The 19,155-nt window shown below is 65.4% G+C and carries 15 protein-coding genes, 1 tRNA gene and 1 pseudogene; 9 read left to right on the top strand and 8 right to left on the bottom strand.

The genetic code is table 11. From position 1 onward, the window contains the following. Window positions 1-82: 82 nt before the first annotated feature. The 3 genes from MUG98_RS12295 (at window position 83) to MUG98_RS12305 (ending at window position 2,780) form a co-directional block, all read left to right on the top strand. The gene (locus MUG98_RS12295; protein ID WP_265112400.1) at window positions 83-838 is read left to right on the top strand and encodes a CAP domain-containing protein; all 756 of its coding nucleotides are present in this window, start codon (window positions 83-85) and stop codon (window positions 836-838) included. 122 nt (window positions 839-960) lie between these two features. Further along, complete coding sequence (locus MUG98_RS12300) at window positions 961-1,773, top strand: YihY/virulence factor BrkB family protein (protein WP_265112401.1); 813 nt, start codon at window positions 961-963, stop codon at window positions 1,771-1,773. Between the two features lie 272 nt (window positions 1,774-2,045). Next, window positions 2,046-2,780, top strand: a complete 735-nt coding sequence (locus MUG98_RS12305; protein ID WP_265112402.1) for a hypothetical protein — start codon at window positions 2,046-2,048, stop codon at window positions 2,778-2,780. A gap of 102 nt (window positions 2,781-2,882) precedes the next feature. Here the strand turns inward: MUG98_RS12305 and MUG98_RS12310 are convergent, their stop codons facing one another. Both MUG98_RS12310 and MUG98_RS12315 read right to left on the bottom strand, forming a co-directional pair. Further along, window positions 2,883-5,003 carry an ATP-binding protein gene (locus tag MUG98_RS12310; protein WP_425601091.1) on the bottom strand — a complete coding sequence of 707 codons (2,121 nt, stop codon included), beginning with the start codon at window positions 5,001-5,003 and terminating at the stop codon, window positions 2,883-2,885. A 198-nt stretch (window positions 5,004-5,201) separates the two neighbouring features. Next, window positions 5,202-5,531, bottom strand: coding sequence for a hypothetical protein (locus MUG98_RS12315; protein WP_265112403.1), 330 nt, complete (start codon window positions 5,529-5,531; stop codon window positions 5,202-5,204). A 349-nt stretch (window positions 5,532-5,880) separates the two neighbouring features. Here MUG98_RS12315 and MUG98_RS12320 point away from each other — a divergent pair, with 349 nt between their 5' ends. Beyond that, entirely contained in the window at window positions 5,881-7,554 is a 1,674-nt protein-coding gene (locus tag MUG98_RS12320) for an MFS transporter (protein WP_265112404.1), read from the top strand. Between the two features lie 98 nt (window positions 7,555-7,652). Here MUG98_RS12320 and MUG98_RS12325 read toward each other — a convergent pair. Next, window positions 7,653-7,727, bottom strand: a tRNA-Val gene (locus MUG98_RS12325). Window positions 7,728-7,782: 55 nt separating this feature from the next. Continuing rightward, window positions 7,783-8,034: a DUF7553 family protein gene (locus tag MUG98_RS12330; RefSeq protein ID WP_265112405.1), complete on the bottom strand. Its 252-nt coding sequence runs from the start codon at window positions 8,032-8,034 to the stop codon at window positions 7,783-7,785. Window positions 8,035-8,214: 180 nt separating this feature from the next. Here MUG98_RS12330 and MUG98_RS12335 point away from each other — a divergent pair, with 180 nt between their 5' ends. Together MUG98_RS12335 and MUG98_RS12340 are read left to right on the top strand one after the other, a co-directional pair. Beyond that, window positions 8,215-9,228, top strand: coding sequence for an MBL fold metallo-hydrolase (locus MUG98_RS12335; protein WP_265112406.1), 1,014 nt, complete (start codon window positions 8,215-8,217; stop codon window positions 9,226-9,228). A gap of 12 nt (window positions 9,229-9,240) precedes the next feature. Continuing rightward, window positions 9,241-11,016 (top strand): adenine deaminase C-terminal domain-containing protein, encoded by a 1,776-nt coding sequence (locus tag MUG98_RS12340; RefSeq protein ID WP_265112407.1) that lies wholly within the window; start codon window positions 9,241-9,243, stop codon window positions 11,014-11,016. A gap of 131 nt (window positions 11,017-11,147) precedes the next feature. Here MUG98_RS12340 and MUG98_RS12345 read toward each other — a convergent pair whose 3' ends face one another. Next, the gene (locus tag MUG98_RS12345) at window positions 11,148-11,681 is read right to left on the bottom strand and encodes a cob(I)yrinic acid a,c-diamide adenosyltransferase (protein ID WP_265112408.1); all 534 of its coding nucleotides are present in this window, start codon (window positions 11,679-11,681) and stop codon (window positions 11,148-11,150) included. Window positions 11,682-11,781: 100 nt separating this feature from the next. Here MUG98_RS12345 and MUG98_RS12350 point away from each other — a divergent pair, with 100 nt between their 5' ends. Both MUG98_RS12350 and MUG98_RS12355 read left to right on the top strand, forming a co-directional pair. After that, on the top strand, window positions 11,782-11,949 hold the full coding sequence (locus MUG98_RS12350) for a DUF7838 family putative zinc beta-ribbon protein (RefSeq protein ID WP_265112409.1): 168 nt from the start codon (window positions 11,782-11,784) through the stop codon (window positions 11,947-11,949). Window positions 11,950-12,234: 285 nt separating this feature from the next. Beyond that, a complete protein-coding gene (locus MUG98_RS12355; RefSeq protein WP_265112410.1) occupies window positions 12,235-14,025 on the top strand; it encodes an NAD(+)/NADH kinase in 1,791 nt (596 codons plus the stop codon). Window positions 14,026-14,037: 12 nt separating this feature from the next. On the opposite strand, the gene gcvPB is transcribed toward MUG98_RS12355, so the two are convergent. Continuing rightward, the gene (gene gcvPB, locus MUG98_RS12360) at window positions 14,038-15,549 is read right to left on the bottom strand and encodes an aminomethyl-transferring glycine dehydrogenase subunit GcvPB (protein WP_265112411.1); all 1,512 of its coding nucleotides are present in this window, start codon (window positions 15,547-15,549) and stop codon (window positions 14,038-14,040) included. Beyond that, window positions 15,546-16,883 (bottom strand): aminomethyl-transferring glycine dehydrogenase subunit GcvPA, encoded by a 1,338-nt coding sequence (gene gcvPA / locus MUG98_RS12365; RefSeq protein WP_265112412.1) that lies wholly within the window; start codon window positions 16,881-16,883, stop codon window positions 15,546-15,548. The genes gcvPB and gcvPA overlap by 4 nt, the downstream gene beginning before the upstream one ends. Before the next feature lie 260 nt (window positions 16,884-17,143). Between gcvPA and MUG98_RS12370 the strand changes: the two are divergent. Further along, window positions 17,144-17,844: pseudogene (locus MUG98_RS12370) on the top strand (DUF2270 domain-containing protein). A gap of 13 nt (window positions 17,845-17,857) precedes the next feature. Here MUG98_RS12370 and MUG98_RS12375 read toward each other — a convergent pair. Beyond that, window positions 17,858-19,114, bottom strand: a complete 1,257-nt coding sequence (locus tag MUG98_RS12375; RefSeq protein ID WP_265112413.1) for an AI-2E family transporter — start codon at window positions 19,112-19,114, stop codon at window positions 17,858-17,860. Between the last annotated feature and the right edge of the window lie 41 nt (window positions 19,115-19,155).

Here is a 19,155-nt window from a genome sequence, read left to right on the forward strand (position 1 = left end):
GTTATTTCAGCGGCGATGGATGTGTCAGCGACTGCGAGCCATCACGGCAACCTTATTTCGTCGCGACGAAGTTTCAGGTACGATGGCTGGCCGTCCCAACGCCCCGTCTGACGGCGACGATCGCGACGACCGTGCCCTCGTGGGATCGCTGGTCCGGTTTCTCGTCGGCGTCCTGCTCTTCTGTGCGATCGTCGTCGGATCGCTCCTGATCGCACCCCAGTTCGTCGACGACGTCGAGATCGGCGACGTCGAGATCGATTCCCAGCCCCAGCCCAGTTCGGAGCCGCCGCCGGCCGGCGAGCGCAATCCCGACGTCACCGACCCCGCCGATCCCGGCGTCTCGACCTACGAGACCGACGTCGAAACCGTCTCCTCGGACACCGTCGAGGACTTCGTTCACGCCGAAGTGAACGATAGACGCGCCGAACACGGCCTCGAGCCGCTCGAGTGGGACGGCACCGTCGCCTCCGTCTCCCGTGCCCACAGCAGCGACATGGCCGATCGCGACTACTTCGCGCACACGAATCCCGATGGCGAGGGCCCCTACGATCGGTTCACCGCCGTCGACGACTACTGCCAGGGCTACGGCGAGAACATCGCCCTGACGTGGCTCGATCGACCCGTCGAGGAGCCCGGAGACGAAGACGACGTCACGGAGTACCAGACCGCCGAGGGCGTCGCGACCGGACTGGTCAACCAGTGGATGAACTCCACGGACCACCGGGAGGCGATTCTCGAGGAACACGCGTCCCACGGCTGGGATCGTGGCGGCGTCGGAGTCTACATCGCGGACGACGGTGCCGTCTACGCGAGCCAGAACTTCTGTCTCGAGTGGTAGTTCGTCCCGCCGATCGTCTCGGCGACGCCGATGCTGATGCCGATGCGACGTCCGTGACGTCGCCGCTTCCGCGCAGTGCGGGGATGTTTCAGGTTCTTGGCAGTGGGCGCCGTAGTGGTCCTATGGAGGTTCCGGAGACGCTCACTGCGATTTACAGGACGGCGAGCGATCGTGACGTCACGTTCCTGGCGGCCGGCTTCGCCTACTACGCGTTCGTCTCGTTGATCCCACTGGTGTTGCTCGCGCTCGTCGTCGGCTCCCTGCTCGGTGGCGAAGCCGCCGCCGAGCGACTCATCGTGATCGCCGGTGACTTCCTCCCGCCGGCCGGGGGAGAACTCGTCACCGACGCGCTCACGACGGAATCCGGGCGAACCGAGGCGACCGTCGCCGCACTCGTCGTCGCCGCGTGGGGTGCACTGAAGGTCTTTCGCGGACTCAGCCTCGCGTTCGACAAGGTCTACGACGAGGTCGGCGAGGATTCGCTGGTCGACGAGATCCGCGACGGCCTCACCGTCATCCTCGCGGGTACCGGCGCACTCGTACTGATGGTCGTCGTCGGGGCGGTTATCGGCGTCGCCGCCGACGCGATCCCTTTCGCGGGGCTCGTGAGCTGGGTCACGCTACTGTTCGGCCTCGTGCTCGTCTTCCTCCCGATCTACTACGTCCTCCCGCCGATCCCGGTCGCGGTGAGCGAGATCCTCCCGGGTGCGGTCTTCGCCGCCGTCGGCTGGACGATCCTTCAGGCCGGGTTCCAGATCTATGCAGCCAACGCCGGCCGTTACGCGGCCTACGGCGCCGTCGGCGTCGTCATCCTCTTCGTCACCTGGCTCTACTTCGCCGGCATCCTCATCCTCGTCGGGGCGGTTATCAACGTCGTCCTCGCGCGGCCGGCACTCGCCGAGGACGCGTCCGCGGAGTCGGTTGCCGGAGACTGATACAGTAGCCACTGAAAGCCAGTGCACACCCGATCGCACAGCCGTCGTGCGATCGGTGTAAACCGTTTCAGTGGTTACTGTAGACGAGGCACGACCCGTCGTACGTCCCGATTCCGGCGCTACGGTCGACTCGGGGTGGATCGATCGCTGGCGACCGCCCCACACCCGGTCCGAATCGTCCGCGACCGATCGATTCAGGGCGGAACGTGTCCGATACGTGAACCGACACCACAGGGGAAACGTTATGATCACGCGGTCGACACACCACGACAATGAGCGACGGACGATCATCCGCGGCCGATTCCGGACCCGAGTCGGAGTCGTCGGTCGACGATGGGGACAGTTCCGAGCCGGGCGGCGGACCGCAGCGCGTCGTCTCGGACGAGAGCGTCGACGACATCCTCGACTCCCTGAACGAGACGGACGCGACGGACGCGACGGACGCGAACGAGAGTGACGAGGCAGCCACCAGGACGCGGCTGGAGGGCGACTACGTCGAGTCCGCTCCCGACGAGACCACCGTCGCCAGTTCGCCACCGGCCGCGTCCGAGCCGACGGCAGACGCGACCGATCCGGCCGACCGATCGGCCGACGAGGACGGCGAGGGCGGTGATGAGGATACGAGAGGCGAATCTGCCGCCGAGGAGAGTGCCGACGACGGCTCCGTCGCCAGCGACGACGCGCTCGACGAACTCGCCGATCGAGTCGAGCGCGGGACCGTCACCGGCGCGGACGTCCGCGCTGCCGAGGCGGGCGAGGGTCGCGAGGCGACGCCCGCGATCGACGACGTGGAACTCACGGTGGACGACCTCGAGGAGACGAGACCGTCGATCGGGTCCGGGACCGGAGGTGGGGGTGACGAACCCGCCGACGACGCCGGCCCGCTCGCGGGATCGATCGACGCGGACGGCCGCCCGGACGCGAGCGGTGGCGACCCCGGCGAACCGACTGAGCAGGACGAGTCGACCGGGATTCTGGGACGACTCGTACGGCTTTTCTCGCGGTAGGGCACCAGTTGCGGGCGGTTCGATCTCGCGCAACACGGCCGCCGGTTGGCGACCGGACGAGCCGGTATCTGACGGGCCGACCGCCAGGTTGCGGTCCGACGCTCAGTCCTCGGTTCGACTCGTGACCGCCGGCAAGGTGAACGAGAAGGTCGCTCCCTCGCCGAGGTCGGATTCGACCCAGATGTCTCCGTCGTGTCGTTCGACGATCCGCTCACAGAGGGCGAGGCCGATTCCAGTACCGGTGTGCTCCTCGCGACCGTGGAGCCGCTGGAACACCTCGAAGATGCGCTCCTGATCGTCGGGCCCGATGCCGATCCCCTCGTCGGCGACGGACACCGTCCATTTCGTCCCGTTTCGTTCGGCGGAGACCCGTATCCGTGGTGGCTCCGCACCGCTGTACTCGATCGCGTTGGACAGGAGATTCTGGAATACCTGCTGTAACTGCCCCTCGTCGCCCACGACGCGAGGGAGCGACTCCGCCGTGATCTCGGCATCACTCCGCTCGATCGTCACCTGAAGGTTCTCTCGAACGCTTTCGAGGACGGCGTTCAGATCGACGGGTTCGAACTCGTCGCCCCGCGTCTCGACGCGCGAGTACTGGAGCAGCCCCTCGATCATCTCGCGCATTCGATCGGCCCCGTCGACGGCGTAGGCCAGGAACTCCTCGCCGTCCGCGTCGAGTTCGTCGCCGTACCGGCGCTCGATCAGTTGCAGGTAGGTGGAAACCATTCGCAGCGGTTCCTGCAGGTCGTGCGAGGCCGCGTAGGCGAACTGCTCCAGGCGCTCGTTCGACACCTCGAGGTCGGCCACCAACTCCTCGAGTTCCGTCCGGTACTGCTGGCGCTCGATCGCTTCGGCGAGGACGTTGGCGACGCTCTGGACGAAGGTGACGTCCTCGTCGGTGAACGTCCGGCTGTCGGTGTCGTGCGACCCCAGGATGCCCCACGGCTCGTCGAAGGGGCCGATAATGGTACTGATACCGCTGCTGACGTCGTGACTCGTCAGCAGTTCGGGGCCGCTGAACCGCGTTTCTTCCTCGAGATTCTCGACCACGATCGGGTGATCGTTCGCCAGGGTGTACGCGGCCTGGGAGTCCGCTTCGATGGCAGAGACCATCTCCGAACCGACGAGGCCGTCCTGCCACCCGACGCCCTGGCGAAGCAGGAGGGCATCGCCGCGCTCGTCGAGATCGAGCACTTTGCAGAACTCGGTGTCGAGGACGGACGCCACCTGACGGGTCGCTTCGCGCATGAGGTCGTCGATGTCGTCGGTCTCGAGGGCGAACTGCCCGAGGTCGGCCACGACCTGTTGCTGACGGGCCCGATGTTCGAGCACCCGTTCGCGCTCCTTGCGATCGGAAATGTCACGCCCGATTCCCGCCAGTACCGACTTGCCGTCGGGCGTCTCGAGCGTCGACGCGGCGAACTCGTAGGGAACGTGTTCGCCGGCCTTCGTGAGCAGATCCCCCTCGATCTGGACGCTCCCGGTTTCGAACCCCTCTGCGATCGCGTTCGCGATCGTCTCGCGATCGCCTTCCGCGACGAATTCCACTGCGTTCATCGACGCGACTTCCGCGTTCGAATAGCCCGTTACCTCACAGAGACTTTCGTTCCACCGCTGAAGACTACCGTCCTCCTCGAGCACGTAGAAGACGTCGTGAATGGCATCCAGCACGTGATCGGTGTACTGCCTGTAGCGCTCGAGGCGCTCGTTTGACTCTTCGAGTCGGCTATTCGCCTCCTCGAATCGCTGCACCGTTTCTTCGAGTTCCGCCTGCGTTCGTTCGAGTTTCCGGTTGCGCTGTTCGAGTTGCCGCGTTCGCGTTTTGGCCTGTCCGTCGTAGACGCCCACCGCGAAGCCCGCGACGCTGCTGAGCGCCGTCAGGATCGGCGGCGCCGTCGCTGGATTGGTAACGCTCCCGTCGGGTTGCAGGTGATAGAGGACGAGTACACTTGCCATTGCGCCGAAGCCGGCGAGACACCAGCCAACGATGTCGGGGTAGAACTCGGCGTCGATATCGACCCGAGATATCCAATAGCCACCGTAGATGAGGACGAACCCGGGGACGGCGATCAGCAGTGTGACGATGAGGACGTTCCCGAGCGGGACGCCGCGATCGATCTGTACGAGTGCCCGTCCTGCGGCAAGCGCAACGTACAGCCCACCGATCGCTTCGATGACGCGCCTCGCGCCAACCGCGGACAGGTGGCGGTTCCAGACCACTATACTCCCTTCTAGTGGATCGAGTTTATGGACGTTGCGTTGCCTGGTACGTCTCCACGTAGCGAGGCGATTTCGCATCCTCGACACCGACTCACGAGCGGAGACGAATTTGCTGCTCGTGGGCGACGGTGCTGCTCGCGGGAGTCGTCGGTGCAAAATCAGTAGGCTGGGTCACGATCCCGTCGCTCGCAGATTTGCTCACGACAGAAGTAGTGGGTCGGGGACAGATTTGAACTGCCGATTTTTGAATTGTTCGCCATCACCGTCCGTGTCGTCACTATCGAGTCGATCCAGGTGCGGCGTCCGCCGCTTCTCCATCTCCTCGACGGGACTCGGTTTGTCGTAGCGGCGCTCAATGTCAACAGCCATCCCACCACCCCATATATGTTTTATCGATTTGTTGTACGCCTCAACAACTATGTTGTCCAGCGCAGTTGTAGCAGCGGCGGTAGCTTCGGAATAACCAACGCGTCCCATCGGCTCTCGGATCGGCATGTGAGCTATTCTGGTCGTTTGGGTGGCCGTCATCGGTCTGACTGCCCGACGAGGGTGGGGTCTCAACGGTGGGAACAGTTGTTCACTGGCGTATACGTGGCTATAGGGAAACCCGGTTCGGAATCGGTGTTGGTAGTCAGGGTACTTTTCGACGGATTCATCACCGAATATACCGTCGCCTGGTAGACAACTACTTCCATCAGGAGTGAGGACCTGGCGACCATCAGTCTCTGACGAACCGAACTGACATCCTCCCTGCCCCGAAGGGCCGGCATTATTTTTGACTTTCGGCGAGTAAATATGTCCATGCGCGTTAGACCACTGTATGCCCCCAGATAGGACCACTTCTAACGGGAGTACTCGTCTCTCTACGGACCTGAAGATGGGAGTACAATACTGGGGCCCAGCAATCGCCGTGAGTCTGACGACGTTCATCGTGGTCCTCAATGCATCCCTGATGAACGTGGCGATCCCCACGATGGTGGACGAGTTTGATACCACGGTCACCGTGATTCAAGGAGCGGTTGCACTCTACTCGCTGGTGACAGCTGCGCTGGTTCTCCCAGCCGGTACGCTGCCGTCTCGGCATAGTATTCGGCGTGTACTGGCAGTCGCACTGATCGTCTATGCCGGTGGGACGCTGGTGGCGTCGATTAGCTGGAATACGACGATTCTCTATCTCGGCTGGTCACTCATCCAGGGTTCCGCGGCCGCTGTGATATTTCCTCTGACGTTCACTGTATTGATAGTCAGTTACGAAGACGATGACCGGGCGAAGGCGTTCGGACTGTTGGCTGGCGTGAGTGGGGTTGGATCAACTATTGGACCGATCATCGGTGGCGCACTAACCACGTACGCGAGTTGGCGGTGGGGATTTACGCTCCAACTCATCGGTGTGGGGGTTATTCTCTTCTTCGCTCAGTATGTGAGTCCGAATCCACTGTCAGAAACGCGCAGTTCACTGGATAAAGGTGGGACAGTGCTGTCCATCGTCGGTTCGACGTCGCTCGTCACTGGATTCCTTCTCAGCGGGAAGTATGGGTGGTTAGTCGAACGGCGGCCGTTTTTCGTCGGCGGGATGCAGTTCAATCCGCTTGGGACGTCGCCGGCGATCTGGCTTCTCGGGATCGGGCTTCTCGCGTTCGCTGCGTTCGTTCAGTACGAACGCCGAATGGAACGTGCTGGGAAGTCGCCGCTCGTTCCGCTGCACGTACTGACGAACCGCCCTTTTTTAGCCGGTGTTCTCACGTACAACATTCGCTCGATAGTCTCGGCTGGCTTCTTTTTTATCTTCCCGGTCTATCTCCAGGCGGTACTCGGATACACCGCCTTTGAAACGGGGCTCGCGCTGTTACCGTATTCACTCGCGTCGATCGCTTTTTCGACGTTTACGCCCAACTGGCGGAAGTACATCTCGCCGAAGACGCTTATCCAGGTCGGTATCGTGTGTATGGGCGCTGCACTGGTGCTGTTGTACGAGCAGACGGGCCCCGGTCAGACGATCGGCAGGATGGTTATCCCGGTGGCGCTTTACGGAGCCGGTGTCGGACTCATACTGGCACAGATCACCAATATGACGATGTCTGCTGTCCCGACCGCGTACTCCGCCGAGGCATCCGGAGTCCTGAACGTGAGCTATTCGATCGGATTTTCCCTGGGGACAGCAGTCGTTGGCTCGTATTTTCTCGGACACTTCTATGGTGGTGTCGTCGATAGAGTGCTCCGAGCAGAACACGTGACCGTTTCAGCGGAGCAACGAACTGATCTGGTGATCGCTCTCGAGGATGCAGCAGAGACAGCGACCGAAGCCACTCAGCAACAGTTCCTGAACCAACTCACTCCGACGCAACGACAGTTGCTCGAGGGTATCTTCGAGGCTGCGATGTTCGACGCTCAGCGGGCAGCGCTGCTCCTCCTCGTACTGATCGTGCTGCTCCTGCTTATCGCATCGACGTTCTTGCCACGGCAGATACCGGAAGCCGACGAAGGATCCGACTACCCCGAATCACCCCAGGGCTCAACACGGGAGACTTCTGAAACAGCCGTGGAGGACTAACCGAAAACACCAAACCGGACACCTCGGATGCGAGCCGTCATCCATGCCGGCTGTGACCGCACCGGAGTCCGGTCCTTTGACTTCAGTAAATGAACGAGTGGGTTGGGGCAGATTTGAACTGCCGACTTCCTCCGTGTGAAGGAGGTATCATAACCGGACTAGATCACCAACCCGCACGGGAACGTATCAGTGCGTTCGACTTAAGACTTCCTTTCACCACCGGGTGGGTTACTCCGTCTCACCCGATCGGTCCCGACCCGAGAGCGACGATCGGGCCTCCACGATCGCCTCGCGGGCCTGCCCTTCGACCGCTGCCAGTTCGTCGCGGACGCGATCGACCCGACGGTCCGGTTCCTCCTCCCGACCGGTCAGTTTTCGAACGCGGGTTTCGGTGGCGTCGACCACGTCGCGGAGGCCGAGGATGGCGTGTTCGCCGGCGCGCTTGAGGTAGTACAGGCTGTCGTGGAAGTGCTTGTTCATGGGTGGCTCTAGCACACGATACGGAGCGGATAGATATAGACCTTTCGCAGGCAACACAATCTCTCCGTGACGATTGCGGATTCGATCGCCGATCAGTCGAGAGAACACGGGATCGGGAGCACAGTTGAGGGGGCTCCGTGGTTCCGAATTCTTAACACGCCCCGCGGGAAGGAACCGACGATGTTCGATCGTCGTTCGATCCCGACGCCGTTTCCCGTCGGCGACGTCAATACCTATCTCACAGCCCGCACGATCGTCGATCCCGGCCCCGACACCGACGAGGCGTGGGCCGAGGTCCAGTCGTTTCTCGCCGCCCACGACCTCCAGCCGGACGATATCGAGCAGGTGCTCCTGACTCACTCACACCCGGACCACTTCGGCCTCGCGAAGCGATTCCGCGATCGCGGGGCGACGGTCGCCGCGAGTCCGATCGCGGCCGAAATCGTCGAGGAGTTCGGTGCCAGACTCGACGCCGAAGGGTCCTTCTTCCGCCGGCTGTTCCCGGCCCACGGAATGGACCCCGGCGCTGCGGCGACGATCACCGATCTCTCGGGCGCCTACCGATCGTACGCCCCGGACTGTGCGGTCGATCGGCGCCTCACCGACGGCGACACGGTCGAGGTCGGGTCGGCGACGCTGTCGGTACAGCAGGTCTCCGGCCACGCGGCCGGCGAACTGATCCTGTCCTCCGACGGCAGAGCGGGGTCCGAGTCCGTCGCTCGTGGCGAAACCCGTACCGACCCTGCACCCGATCGCTCCGGCGGCAAGACGGCCATCGTCGGCGATCACGTCCTCGATCACATCACGCCGAATCCCCTCCTCAGGCCCCCGTTGGACGACGACGCGGAGCGACCGAAACCGCTGCTGGAGTTCAACGCGTCGCTGCCACGCCTGCGCGACCAGGGGTTCGATCGGTTGCTGCCGGGCCACGGCGGGATCGTCGACGATCCCGCGGGTCGAATCGACGAAATTTTCGCCTGTCACGAGGACCGGACCGAGAACGTCGGCGGAATCCTCGAGGAACGGGGGGAGGCGACCGCCTACGAGGTCATGACGGACCTGTTCGGCGACCTCTCGCTGGCCGACCAGTACACCGGCATGAGCGAGGCGATCGGCCACCTGGACGTCCTCGTGGACCGCGGTCGCGCGCGGCAAAACGACGGCGGAGACCGCATCACATACGAGCCTGCGTGAGAATCCGACTCCATGAACGAGTACCAGCCGATCGCGCTCGAACGCGAGGGCGCGACTGCCGACCTGGTCGTCCGGAGTGGACGCGTCTACTGTTCGAACCGTCGGGAGTTTCTCGACCGCGATATCGCCGTCGTCGGCGATCGAATCGCCGCCTTGCTCGAGGACGCCACGGCCGTCGTCGGTCCGGAGACTACCGTCGTCTCGGCGGCCGATCGCGTCGTCCTCCCCGGGTTCGTCGACGCACACACGCACGCGGACATCCAGTTGACGCCGGAGCGGGCCGTCCCGGCGCTGCTCGCGACCGGCACGACGGCGATCGTCACCGAAACGTCCGGGCTGGGGCTGCTCTTCGGGAGCCGCGGCGTCGAGACGACGCTCGACCGGACCGCCGACCTCCCGCTCTCGGTCTTTTGTACCCTGCCGCCGCAGGGAGTAGTCGACACCTTCGAACCGGCGACGGCCGACGATTCCGAACTCGAGGCGCTCGCGGACTTGCTCGACCACGATCGGGTCGTCGGCGTCGGCGAAATCGACTGGATCCACGTCGTCGGCCGGCACTCCCCGGTCGAACGGCTCTACGACCGTGCACGCGAAGCCGACGCGACGATCGTCGGCCACGGGGCGGGCTGTCGCGGGGCCGCACTCCGGGCGTTCGCGACGGTCGTGGACAACGACCACGAGGCGATCTCGGACGAGGGGGTACGCCAGCGTGCGGAACACGGCCTCCACGTGGTCGGCCGCTGCGGCACGATCCGGGACGACCTCGACCCCTTCGTCGAGGCGTTCCCGGACGTCGATCGGGGCAGCGTCTCGCTCTCGACCGACGGCGTCTGGCCGCCGGACCTCGTCGACGGCTTCGGCATGGGCGAGGTGGTCCGGCGCGCGATCGAGGACGACATCCCCGCCGCGGACGCGATCGACGCCGCCACCCGGAATCCAGCCGAACACTTCGGGCTCGGGGACCGCGGCGTGATCGCACCGGGTGCGATCGCCGATCTCGTACTCGTCGAGGACCTCGAATCGATGGCCGTCGAGACGGTACTCGCGGACGGCTCGATCGTCGTCGACGACGGTGCGCCGACGGTCGACCCCACGGCCGATCCCTACCCCGACTTCGCCTACGATACCATCGCCGTCGACCTCGATCGCGAGCGGTTCACGGCCCCGCGATCGGCGACTCCCGAGGGAACCGTTCGCGCGATGGCCGTCGAGCAGGGGCTCGTGACGACCGAGACGACGGTCGAGCCAGCGGTCGTGGAGGCCGACGGGGAGGCAGACCGGTTCGGTCCGGATCCCGCCGCGGACGTCCTCACGGCCACGCTGCTCGATCGGGATCCGGCGACCGAGGACCGCGGATTCACGGGCTTTCTCACCGGCTTCGGCCTCGAGACGGGTGCCGTCGCCGCCAGCGGAACGTGGGAGACGACCGGCCTCGTGACCGTCGCCGCCGACGCCGACGACGCGCTCGCGGCCGCCGAGCGCGTGCGTGCGATGGGTGGCGGCGTCGCCGTCGTCGGGAACGGCGAGGTCGTCGCCGACCTCGCGATGCCGGTCGCCGCGACCGCAGCGGAAGCGCCGCTCGAGGACGTCGCGGCGGGCTTCGGGGCCCTCGAGCGTGCCGTCGACGGCCTCGGCGTGACGGTCGATCGACCGCTGTTGACCCTGCAGACGCTCACGTTCCCCGGCGTCCCGGTGCTCAAACTCACGCCCTCGGGGTACGCCGACGTGCTGGACCGATCGCTGGTCGGACTGGATCCGGACGGCGACGACGCACCCGCAGACCCGTAGCTCCCGCAAAGCGATCGGATCGACCGAAACGATCGCCTCGATCGGACGGGAAAGGGTATCGGAGAAGGCGATTCGACTGAAGCGATCGGATGGCGCTGTGCTGACCGGGAGTCGACCGCGTTCTCGGCCGCTCAGTACTCCGGCGACTCCTCGGGTTCCCCGTCCCGCTTGTTGACGACGCGACCGAACGTGAACAGGCCGTCCGAGAGCCGGTTCAGGTACTGAACTGCCTGTTCGTTGATCTGTTCCTCGCTCGCGAGGGCGACCGCTCGCCGTTCCGCGCGGCGACAGACCGTCCGGGCGTGGTGGAGTTGCGCACCGTGCTCGCTGCCCGTCGGGAGGATAAAGGAGGTCAGGGGCTCCAGTTCCTCGTCGTACTCGTCGATCCAGTCCTCGATCGTCTCGACGTGGTCGGCACGGATCGCCGGATCGTCCTCGTCGGGATCGGGGTTCGCGAAGTCCGCCTGCACGACGTGGAGGTGGTTCTGGACCGTCCGCAGTCGATCGTCGACGTCGTCGTGGCCGGTCGGGCGAATCGTGCCGACGAGCGCGTTGAGTTCGTCGACGGTCCCGTAGGCCTCGATCCGCGCGCTCGCCTTCGAGACCCGCGTCATATCCCGGAGATCGGTCTTCCCCTCGTCGCCGCGACCGGTGTAGATCGACATACGCGGAACGAGGGCAGGGGATCACTTAACTCCGCTGTCGTATCGGGTGTGCCGCGTGAAAATCAGTACGTTAAACTCGCTTCGGTCGGTAGCCTTCGGTATGTCCATGGAACGCGACGACGAGTGTCCGAACTGCGGGGAGGTAACGTTCTACCGTGCGGCGAGTACGACGCTCCACCTCGGTGAGAAGGTCAAGTGGCACTGTCCGAACTGCGACTACGGCTTCGTCCAGATCGACGGCATCGACACGAACGCCATAGAGGCCTGACTCGTCTGCATCGATCGCCGACACGTCCGTTCTCGATCGTCACTTCCGTCACCTCGATTCTCGATCGTCGTCTCCATCGCGCCGGGACCGAACGGTTCGCGTGCGAAATCGGCGACCGGTAGCCACGATCGACGACGGCCGTCACCGATCGATGTGTTTCGTTCGACCGGACGATAGTTTTACTCAGTTTATTAGTACAGACATAGCAACTCGTCTTGGGGAAACGACGGCCAGTTCGCGAGTCGATACGTAAATAGCCGTGGTCTGCTGTGAGCACGGTATACGATGCAAGGACGCAGGCTGGCAACGACGGACGAAATCATCGCGATCGTCAGTCCCGACAGCGACGAGGCGCTCGACCGACTCGCGGACTGGACCGACGACCGCGGTATCGACCTGGCGACCGTCGACGTCGGGGAGAACGTCGACGACGTCTACGACGAGAACCGGGCGACGCTCGGCGTCACCCTCGGCGGCGACGGCACCTTCCTCGAGGGCATCAAGTCGTTCGCGCCCCGAAACATTCCACAGCTCGGCGTCAACACGGGGACGCTCGCTTTCCTGGCCAGGGTCGAGCCGGAAGACATCGGGGCGGCGCTCGACGAAACGATCCGCGGCCGGGCGGCGGTCGACAGCCGCCAGCAGGTCTCCGTCGCCGGCCCGGGGATCGACGCGACCGGGATCAACGACGTCATGGTCCAGCACGTGCCGCCGGAGAACCCGATCGATCGGAAGATCACGCGGCTGGACGTCCACGCCGACGACGAGTACGTCGGCGAATTCGAGGGGACCGGCGTCGCCGTCTCGACGCCGACCGGGTCGACCGGCGTCTCGCTGTCAGCCGACGGTCCCGTCCACTATCCTGTGAACAACCACACCCTCCAGCTGGTCCCGTTGCACACCCACCAGATCGGCGTTCGACCGGTCGTCTTCTCGCCGGAAACCGAACTCCGGATCACCACCCGGGGACAGGCGAGCCTGCAGGTCGACGGCGGTCGGGCGAACGCGATCCTCGACGAAGACGACGAAATCATCGTCACGGGAGCCGAGCAACTCGCGCACGTCGTCCGGACCAGCTACGACGACCACTTCTTCACCGCGATCTCGAAGAAACTGGGCTGGGACGTCCGCGACGCCGACGGGACGGGCGCATCGGGCGACGGAGCGGCCCCGGGAGCCGACGGGGCAGCTACGACGGCCGACGGCCGGTCCGATCGCGGTACCACGACGTTCTCCGGGCCTACCACCGCGTCCGGGACGGCCGATCCCGACGCCGACACCGTCGACCGTGCGCTCACGATCGCCAAAGAGGCCGCACAGGCCGCCGGCGACCCGCTCCGGGAACTCCACGGACAGGTCGAGTCGGTCGACGTCAAGAGCGACAAGTCCGACATCGTCACCGAGGCCGATCACCAGGCCGATCGGATCATCACGACGGTCGTCGGCAACGAGTTCCCCGACCACGCGATCTTCTCCGAGGAGAGCACCCGTCAGACCGGCCCCGACTCGGCGTACACGTGGGTCGTCGATCCCCTCGACGGGACGGGCAACTTCGCCCACGGCAACCCCAACTACTCCATCTCGATCGCGCTCGTCGAGGACGGCGAGCCGGTGCTGGGCGTCGTCTACGTCCCCGAAACCGACGAACTGTTCAGCGCCGTCGCGGGCGGCGACGCCAGGAAAGACGGGGCTCGGATCGAGACGACCGACCGGGACCGCCTCGACGAGAGCATGCTCATCTCGGGGTACGATCCCGACGGGTCCTTCCTCTCGCACTTCTACCAGGAGTCGCGCGGAGTCCGCCGACTCGGCTCGGCCGCGCTCAACTGCTGTTACCTCGCCAGCGGCAGCGCCGACGCCACGTGGGAGTACGACACCTACCCGTGGGACGTCGCCGCCGGCCTCGTGATCGCCCGCGCCGCCGGAGCCGAGATCACCGACGAGACCGGCCAGCCGTTCGAGTTCGACCTCGAGACCGACGATCGGACGGCCCTGCTGGGATCGAACGGCTCGCTCCATCCCGCGCTCCTCGAACACCTGGAACGCGATACCGGGCTCGCGACGCCGTCGGGGTGAGCGACGGGGAGATCACTCGTCGTCCGCGAGCGCCTGCCAGGACAGCCGCGGGTTTCGCGCAGCGCTGGTCTGGTCGATCCGGCGAGCCGTGGTCCGATCGGGTGCGGCCTCGATCGTCGCGTCGTCCTCCTCGGCGACGGCGTTGAACGCCGCGGCCAGCCGATCGAGGGTCGATTTGCTTTCGACCTCGGTCGGTTCGGTCATCAGCGCCTCGGGAACGATTTCGGGCCACTTGGTCGTCGGCGGGTGGACGCCGTAGTCGAGCATCCGCTTTGCGACGTCGGCGGCGTCCTGATCGCCGGCGCTGGCGACGAACTCGTGGTGGAACGGTTCGTACGGGACGTCGTACTCGATCCGGCTCGCGAGGTAGTTGGCGTTGAGCACTGCCTTCGCGCTGGCGTCGGTGAGGCCCTCGTCGCCCAGCCGGGCGATGTAGGCGAAGGTCTTGACGAGCACGAGCCAGTTGCCCTGGTACCCGTGAACCCGGCCGATCGTGTGCTCGGGATCGAACAGTTCGTAGGTCTGCTCGCTTCCCGTGTCGGTCCCGTCTCGAGACTCGCGGACTCGTGGCGCCGGCAGGAACGGCGCGAGGTCCTCGACCACGCCGACCGGGCCGGCACCGGGCCCACCGCCGCCGTGGGGGGTCGCGAAGGTCTTGTGGACGTTGTAGTGCATCACGTCGAAGCCCATGTCGCCCGGCCGGGCGCGACCGAGCAGCGCGTTGAGGTTCGCCCCGTCGTAGTAGAGCAAGCCGCCGACGTCGTGGACCATGTCGGCGATTTCGGTGATGTCGCGCTCGAACAGGCCGAGCGTGTTCGGGTTCGTGAGCATCAGCGCGGCCGTATTCTCCGAGAGCGCGGCGTCGAGCGCCTCGAGGTCGACCCGACCCGCGTCGTCGCTCGGGAGCGAGACGACGTCGTAGCCGCCGAGCGCGGCGGTCGCGAAGTTCGTCCCGTGGGCGCTCTCGGGGACGATCACCTCGTCGCGATGTCCCTCGCCGTTGTGCTCGTGGTAGGCCGCGGCGACTCGAATGCCGACGAACTCGCCGGCCGCACCCGCGGGCGGCTGGAGCGTCACGGCGTCCATCCCGCCGATCCGACCGAGGTAGTCCTGCAGCCGATAGCAGAGTTCGAGGGTGCCCTGGATCGACTCCGCGGACCGATCGGGGTGGACCGCCGCGTCCGGCAGGGCCGCCACGTCCTCGGTGAACTTCGGGTTGTACTTCATCGTACACGAGCCCAGCGGGTACGGACCGCTGTCGATGCCGTAGATCATCTGGGAGAGCCGCGTGTAGTGGCGGGCCAGTTCGGGTTCGGAGAGTTCCGGAAGTTCGATCGAGTCCCGCGTGAGGTCGTCCGGGAGCGGAGAGTCGTCCCCGTCACCGATCTCGACCTCGGTCCGGTCTTTCTCGCAGAGGAGGGGTTCGTACTGGCCGTCCTCGACGTACCGGGCCTGGTCGTATCGGACCTGGTCGGCCCGCTCGTCGGTCTCGTGCTCGATCGTCCGTCCGTCGTCGGCCGTCATCGGACCACCTCCGTGAAGGCGTCGACGAAGGCGTCGATCCGGTCGTCGGGCACGCCGGCGACGCAGACCTGGATCTCGTGGTCGCCGACCACGTGGACCGCGAACCCGCGCGTCTCGAGGTCGTCGGCGATCGCCCGCGCTGGCTGGTCGACGTGGGCGACGAACTCCCGGAAGTGCCGTCGGTCGTGGACCGGCGCCGTGACTCCGACGAAGTCGTCGAGTCGATCGGCGAGCGTCTCGGCGCGGGTGACGCCCCGTTTGGCGAGGTCGACCATCCCGTCCGGGCCCAGGTACGCGGCGTGCATCGCGGTTCGCAGCGCGACCCACGCCTGGTTCGTACAGATGTTGCTCGTCGCACGCTCCCGGCGGATGTGCTGTTCGCGGGTCTGTAGCGTGAGCGTGTACGCCCGGCGATCGGTCGCGTCCTCGCTCGCGCCGACGAGTCGGCCGGGAACCTGCCGGAGGTAGTCCTCGCGACAGGCGAACAGGCCGAGCCCCATCCCGTAGCTGGTCGGCAGGCCGAGTACGCTCGCGTCGCCGACGACGACGTCGGCACCGACGTCGGCCGGCCGCTGGAGCAAGGAGAGCGCGATCGGATCGGAGCCGAGCACGAACAGGGCGTCGTTGTCGTCGACCAGGTCGCCGATCGCGTCGAGTTCCTCCTCGATCGTCCCGCGGACGGTGGGGTTCTCGGCGTAGACCATGACGACGTCATCGTCGACCGCGGCCCGGAGGGCGTCGAGGTCGACGGCGCCGTCCGCCGTCGGATACTCCTCGATCGCGAGGTCGGTGCCGGCCACGTAGTTCGCGAGCGTGCTCCGGCGCCCCTCGAGCAGGAGGTCCGGCACGAGGACCCGCTGGCCGCTCGTGTCGCGGACGCGATCGGCGAGCGTCGCGGCTTCGCCGAGCGCCGTCGCGGCGTCGTACATCGAGCAGTTCGCGATTTCCAGGCCGGTCAACTCGACCAGCAGCGACTGGTACTCGAACAGCGCCTGCAGGAACCCCTGCGACGCTTCGGGCTGGTACTGGGTGTACGACGTGAGAAACTCCGATCGATCCGCGAGGTGATCGACGAGCGACGGGACGTAGTAGCCGTAGTGACCCCGCCCGAGCAACTCCGTGAGGTCGTCGTTGCGCCCGAGGATCGACCGGACCAGCCGCCGCGTCTGGCGTTCCGTTCGCGATTCGATACCGAACTCCTCGTCGAACCCTACGTCCGCGGGGATGTCGAAGAGGTCGTCGACCGCGTCGACGCCGATCGCCTCGAGCATCGCCGCCCGTTCCTCGTCCGTGTGGGGAGCGTACGGACTCCCCGTGGTGTCTGTCCCGTGCATAGTTAAACTGGGTCCCGATCGAACGCGCTTGTCACTCCCCTCCCACACCGAGACCGTCGACGGCCAGGTTCGATTCGAGACACGATATCCCCCTCTTACGGTCACGGGATAATGAACGCACCTCTTCTGACGCGTCCGATCGAGCGTTCCGACGTACGATCGACCGACGACAACGAGGAGCGGCGAGCTCGTCGACGACGATCCCGGCCTGCAGGTGCTACACGAACCACGATACGGATGGCTGGTGTCGGGTCCCCGTTATGACCGCCGACGACCGTGATTCGCCGCTCGATCGAGACGACCAGGAGATCGGAGCCGATATCGCGACCGAGCGCGAAGAGTTTCTGGCTATCCTCCCACACTTCTATCGCGGCGAGGTCAGCCAGGCAAACAACGCACAGGACCGGATCGATCGGACGACCGACTGGGCGATCGCGTTGCTGGCGGCGCTGCTGTCGCTGGTCTTCTCGAGTCCCCGGATGCCAGCGTTCTTACTGTTGATCGGCCTGTTTGCCCTGTGTATCTTCCTGTTCTACGAGGTTCGACGGTATTCTACGATCACTGGCGGGCGCGCGTTCGATTCCTCCAGGAGAACGTCTTCGCAAACGCCCTCAAGCCGGCCGGCGTCGAGCACGCCTACTGGCGCGAGGAACTGAGCGACGACCTCAGAAATCCGACGTTCAAAGTCTCGGTTCGGGAAGCGCTATCGCGCCGGCTCCGGCGCGTCTACGGGTTGCTGTTCGCGGTGACCGGGATCGCGTGGGCGTTCAAGGTCACCCTGTTCACGCCGGAACAGCGCTGGACGGAGGCAGCCGAGTTACCCGGAATTCACGGGTATTACGTCGCCGCCGGTCTCGGCGTCTTCTTTCTCGTCGTGGGCGCACTCGCGTTGCTTTCCGGCCGACGACGAGCGAAAGGCGAAATCCACGGCGTGGAACCAGGCGACTGGAAGAACGACTGACCGTGTTACGATCCTACTCGTCGATATCGGCGTCGGTCTCGCCGTTTGGCCCTGTAGCGCCGGCGTCTGTGATCTCGGCGTCCACCTCCGAATCCGACCGATCGTCGTCCGGGTCTCGATCGGACGCGCCACCCTCCCCGGGTCGAATTCCGGTACCGGTGTCTGTATCGACCGCTGCGTCGTCGGATGGGTCAGTGGCGGGGGGAACGTCGACGTCCGCATCGGGTGCGATGGACTCGTCCGGACTCGCCGATCGTTCCCGGGCGAACAGGTCCAGCGTGACCTTGGCCCCGCCGAGAACGACCGGCCCGACGAAGAGGCCGACGGCACCGAAGACGACGATGCCGCCGAAGATGCCGACGACGATGATCGCGGAGTTGAACGCCCCCGTCTTGCCGATGAGCGCCGGGCGCAGGTACGTGTCCGAGGCGCTTACGAGCGAGCCGTAGACGACGAGCACGCCGGCCGAGAGGTACTGGCCGGTCGCGAAGAGGTACAGTGTGACCGGGATCCAGACCCCGAACGCGCCGACGAGCGGGAGCAACGTCAGGACGAACGTCGCAACGGCGAGAAACGCGATGGCAGGGACGCCGAGCAGCGCCAGCCCGATTCCGAGCGAAATCGCCTGGATCGCCGCCACCGCGACGTTCCCGACGAGAGACGCCCACATCAACTGGTCCAGTTCGGCGATCAGTTCCCGGTGTACGTCGTCCTCGATCGGGATGACCCGACGCGACCACGCGACGAGTCGCTCGCCGTCGCGCAATAGCGCGAAGAGGACGAACAGCGTTACCGTCAACCCGATGAGGATGCCGGGCAACCCCCCGAGAAATCCGATCCCGGACGACGCGAACCCCTGCAGCGTCGTTCCGATCGGCTCCTGATAGGTCTCGTACATCTCGGCGAGGTCGACGGTTAGCCCGCTCGATTCGAGTCGCCGTTCGACGTCGGCGACGTCGAGCGTCCCCTCCTGTATGGCCGTAATCACCTGGAGCGCCTGCCGGAGCGCGATCGCGAGAATGTACATCGTCGGCAGCAGGATCGCGAGAATCGCGACGGCGACGAGCACGAGTGCTGCGACCAGCGGCCGTACGAACGCTTCGAGACGCCGCTGTGCGGGCGTGAGGATGTACGCCAGGACCACGCCGAGGAGAATGTACTGGAGGTACGGCAGGATGATGAGCGTCGCGAGGACGACGCTGAGCAGGGCGAGCGCGGTCAACCCCGTCCGTTCGGAGAGCCACCCCGGCGTATCGGCATCCTCGGCCATAGCGTCAGTTGGGGACCCACACTAAATTATTTCGGGGACCG

The organism is Halosolutus halophilus (genome assembly GCF_022869805.1).
In the GTDB taxonomy this organism is placed as follows: domain Archaea; phylum Halobacteriota; class Halobacteria; order Halobacteriales; family Natrialbaceae; genus Halosolutus; species Halosolutus halophilus.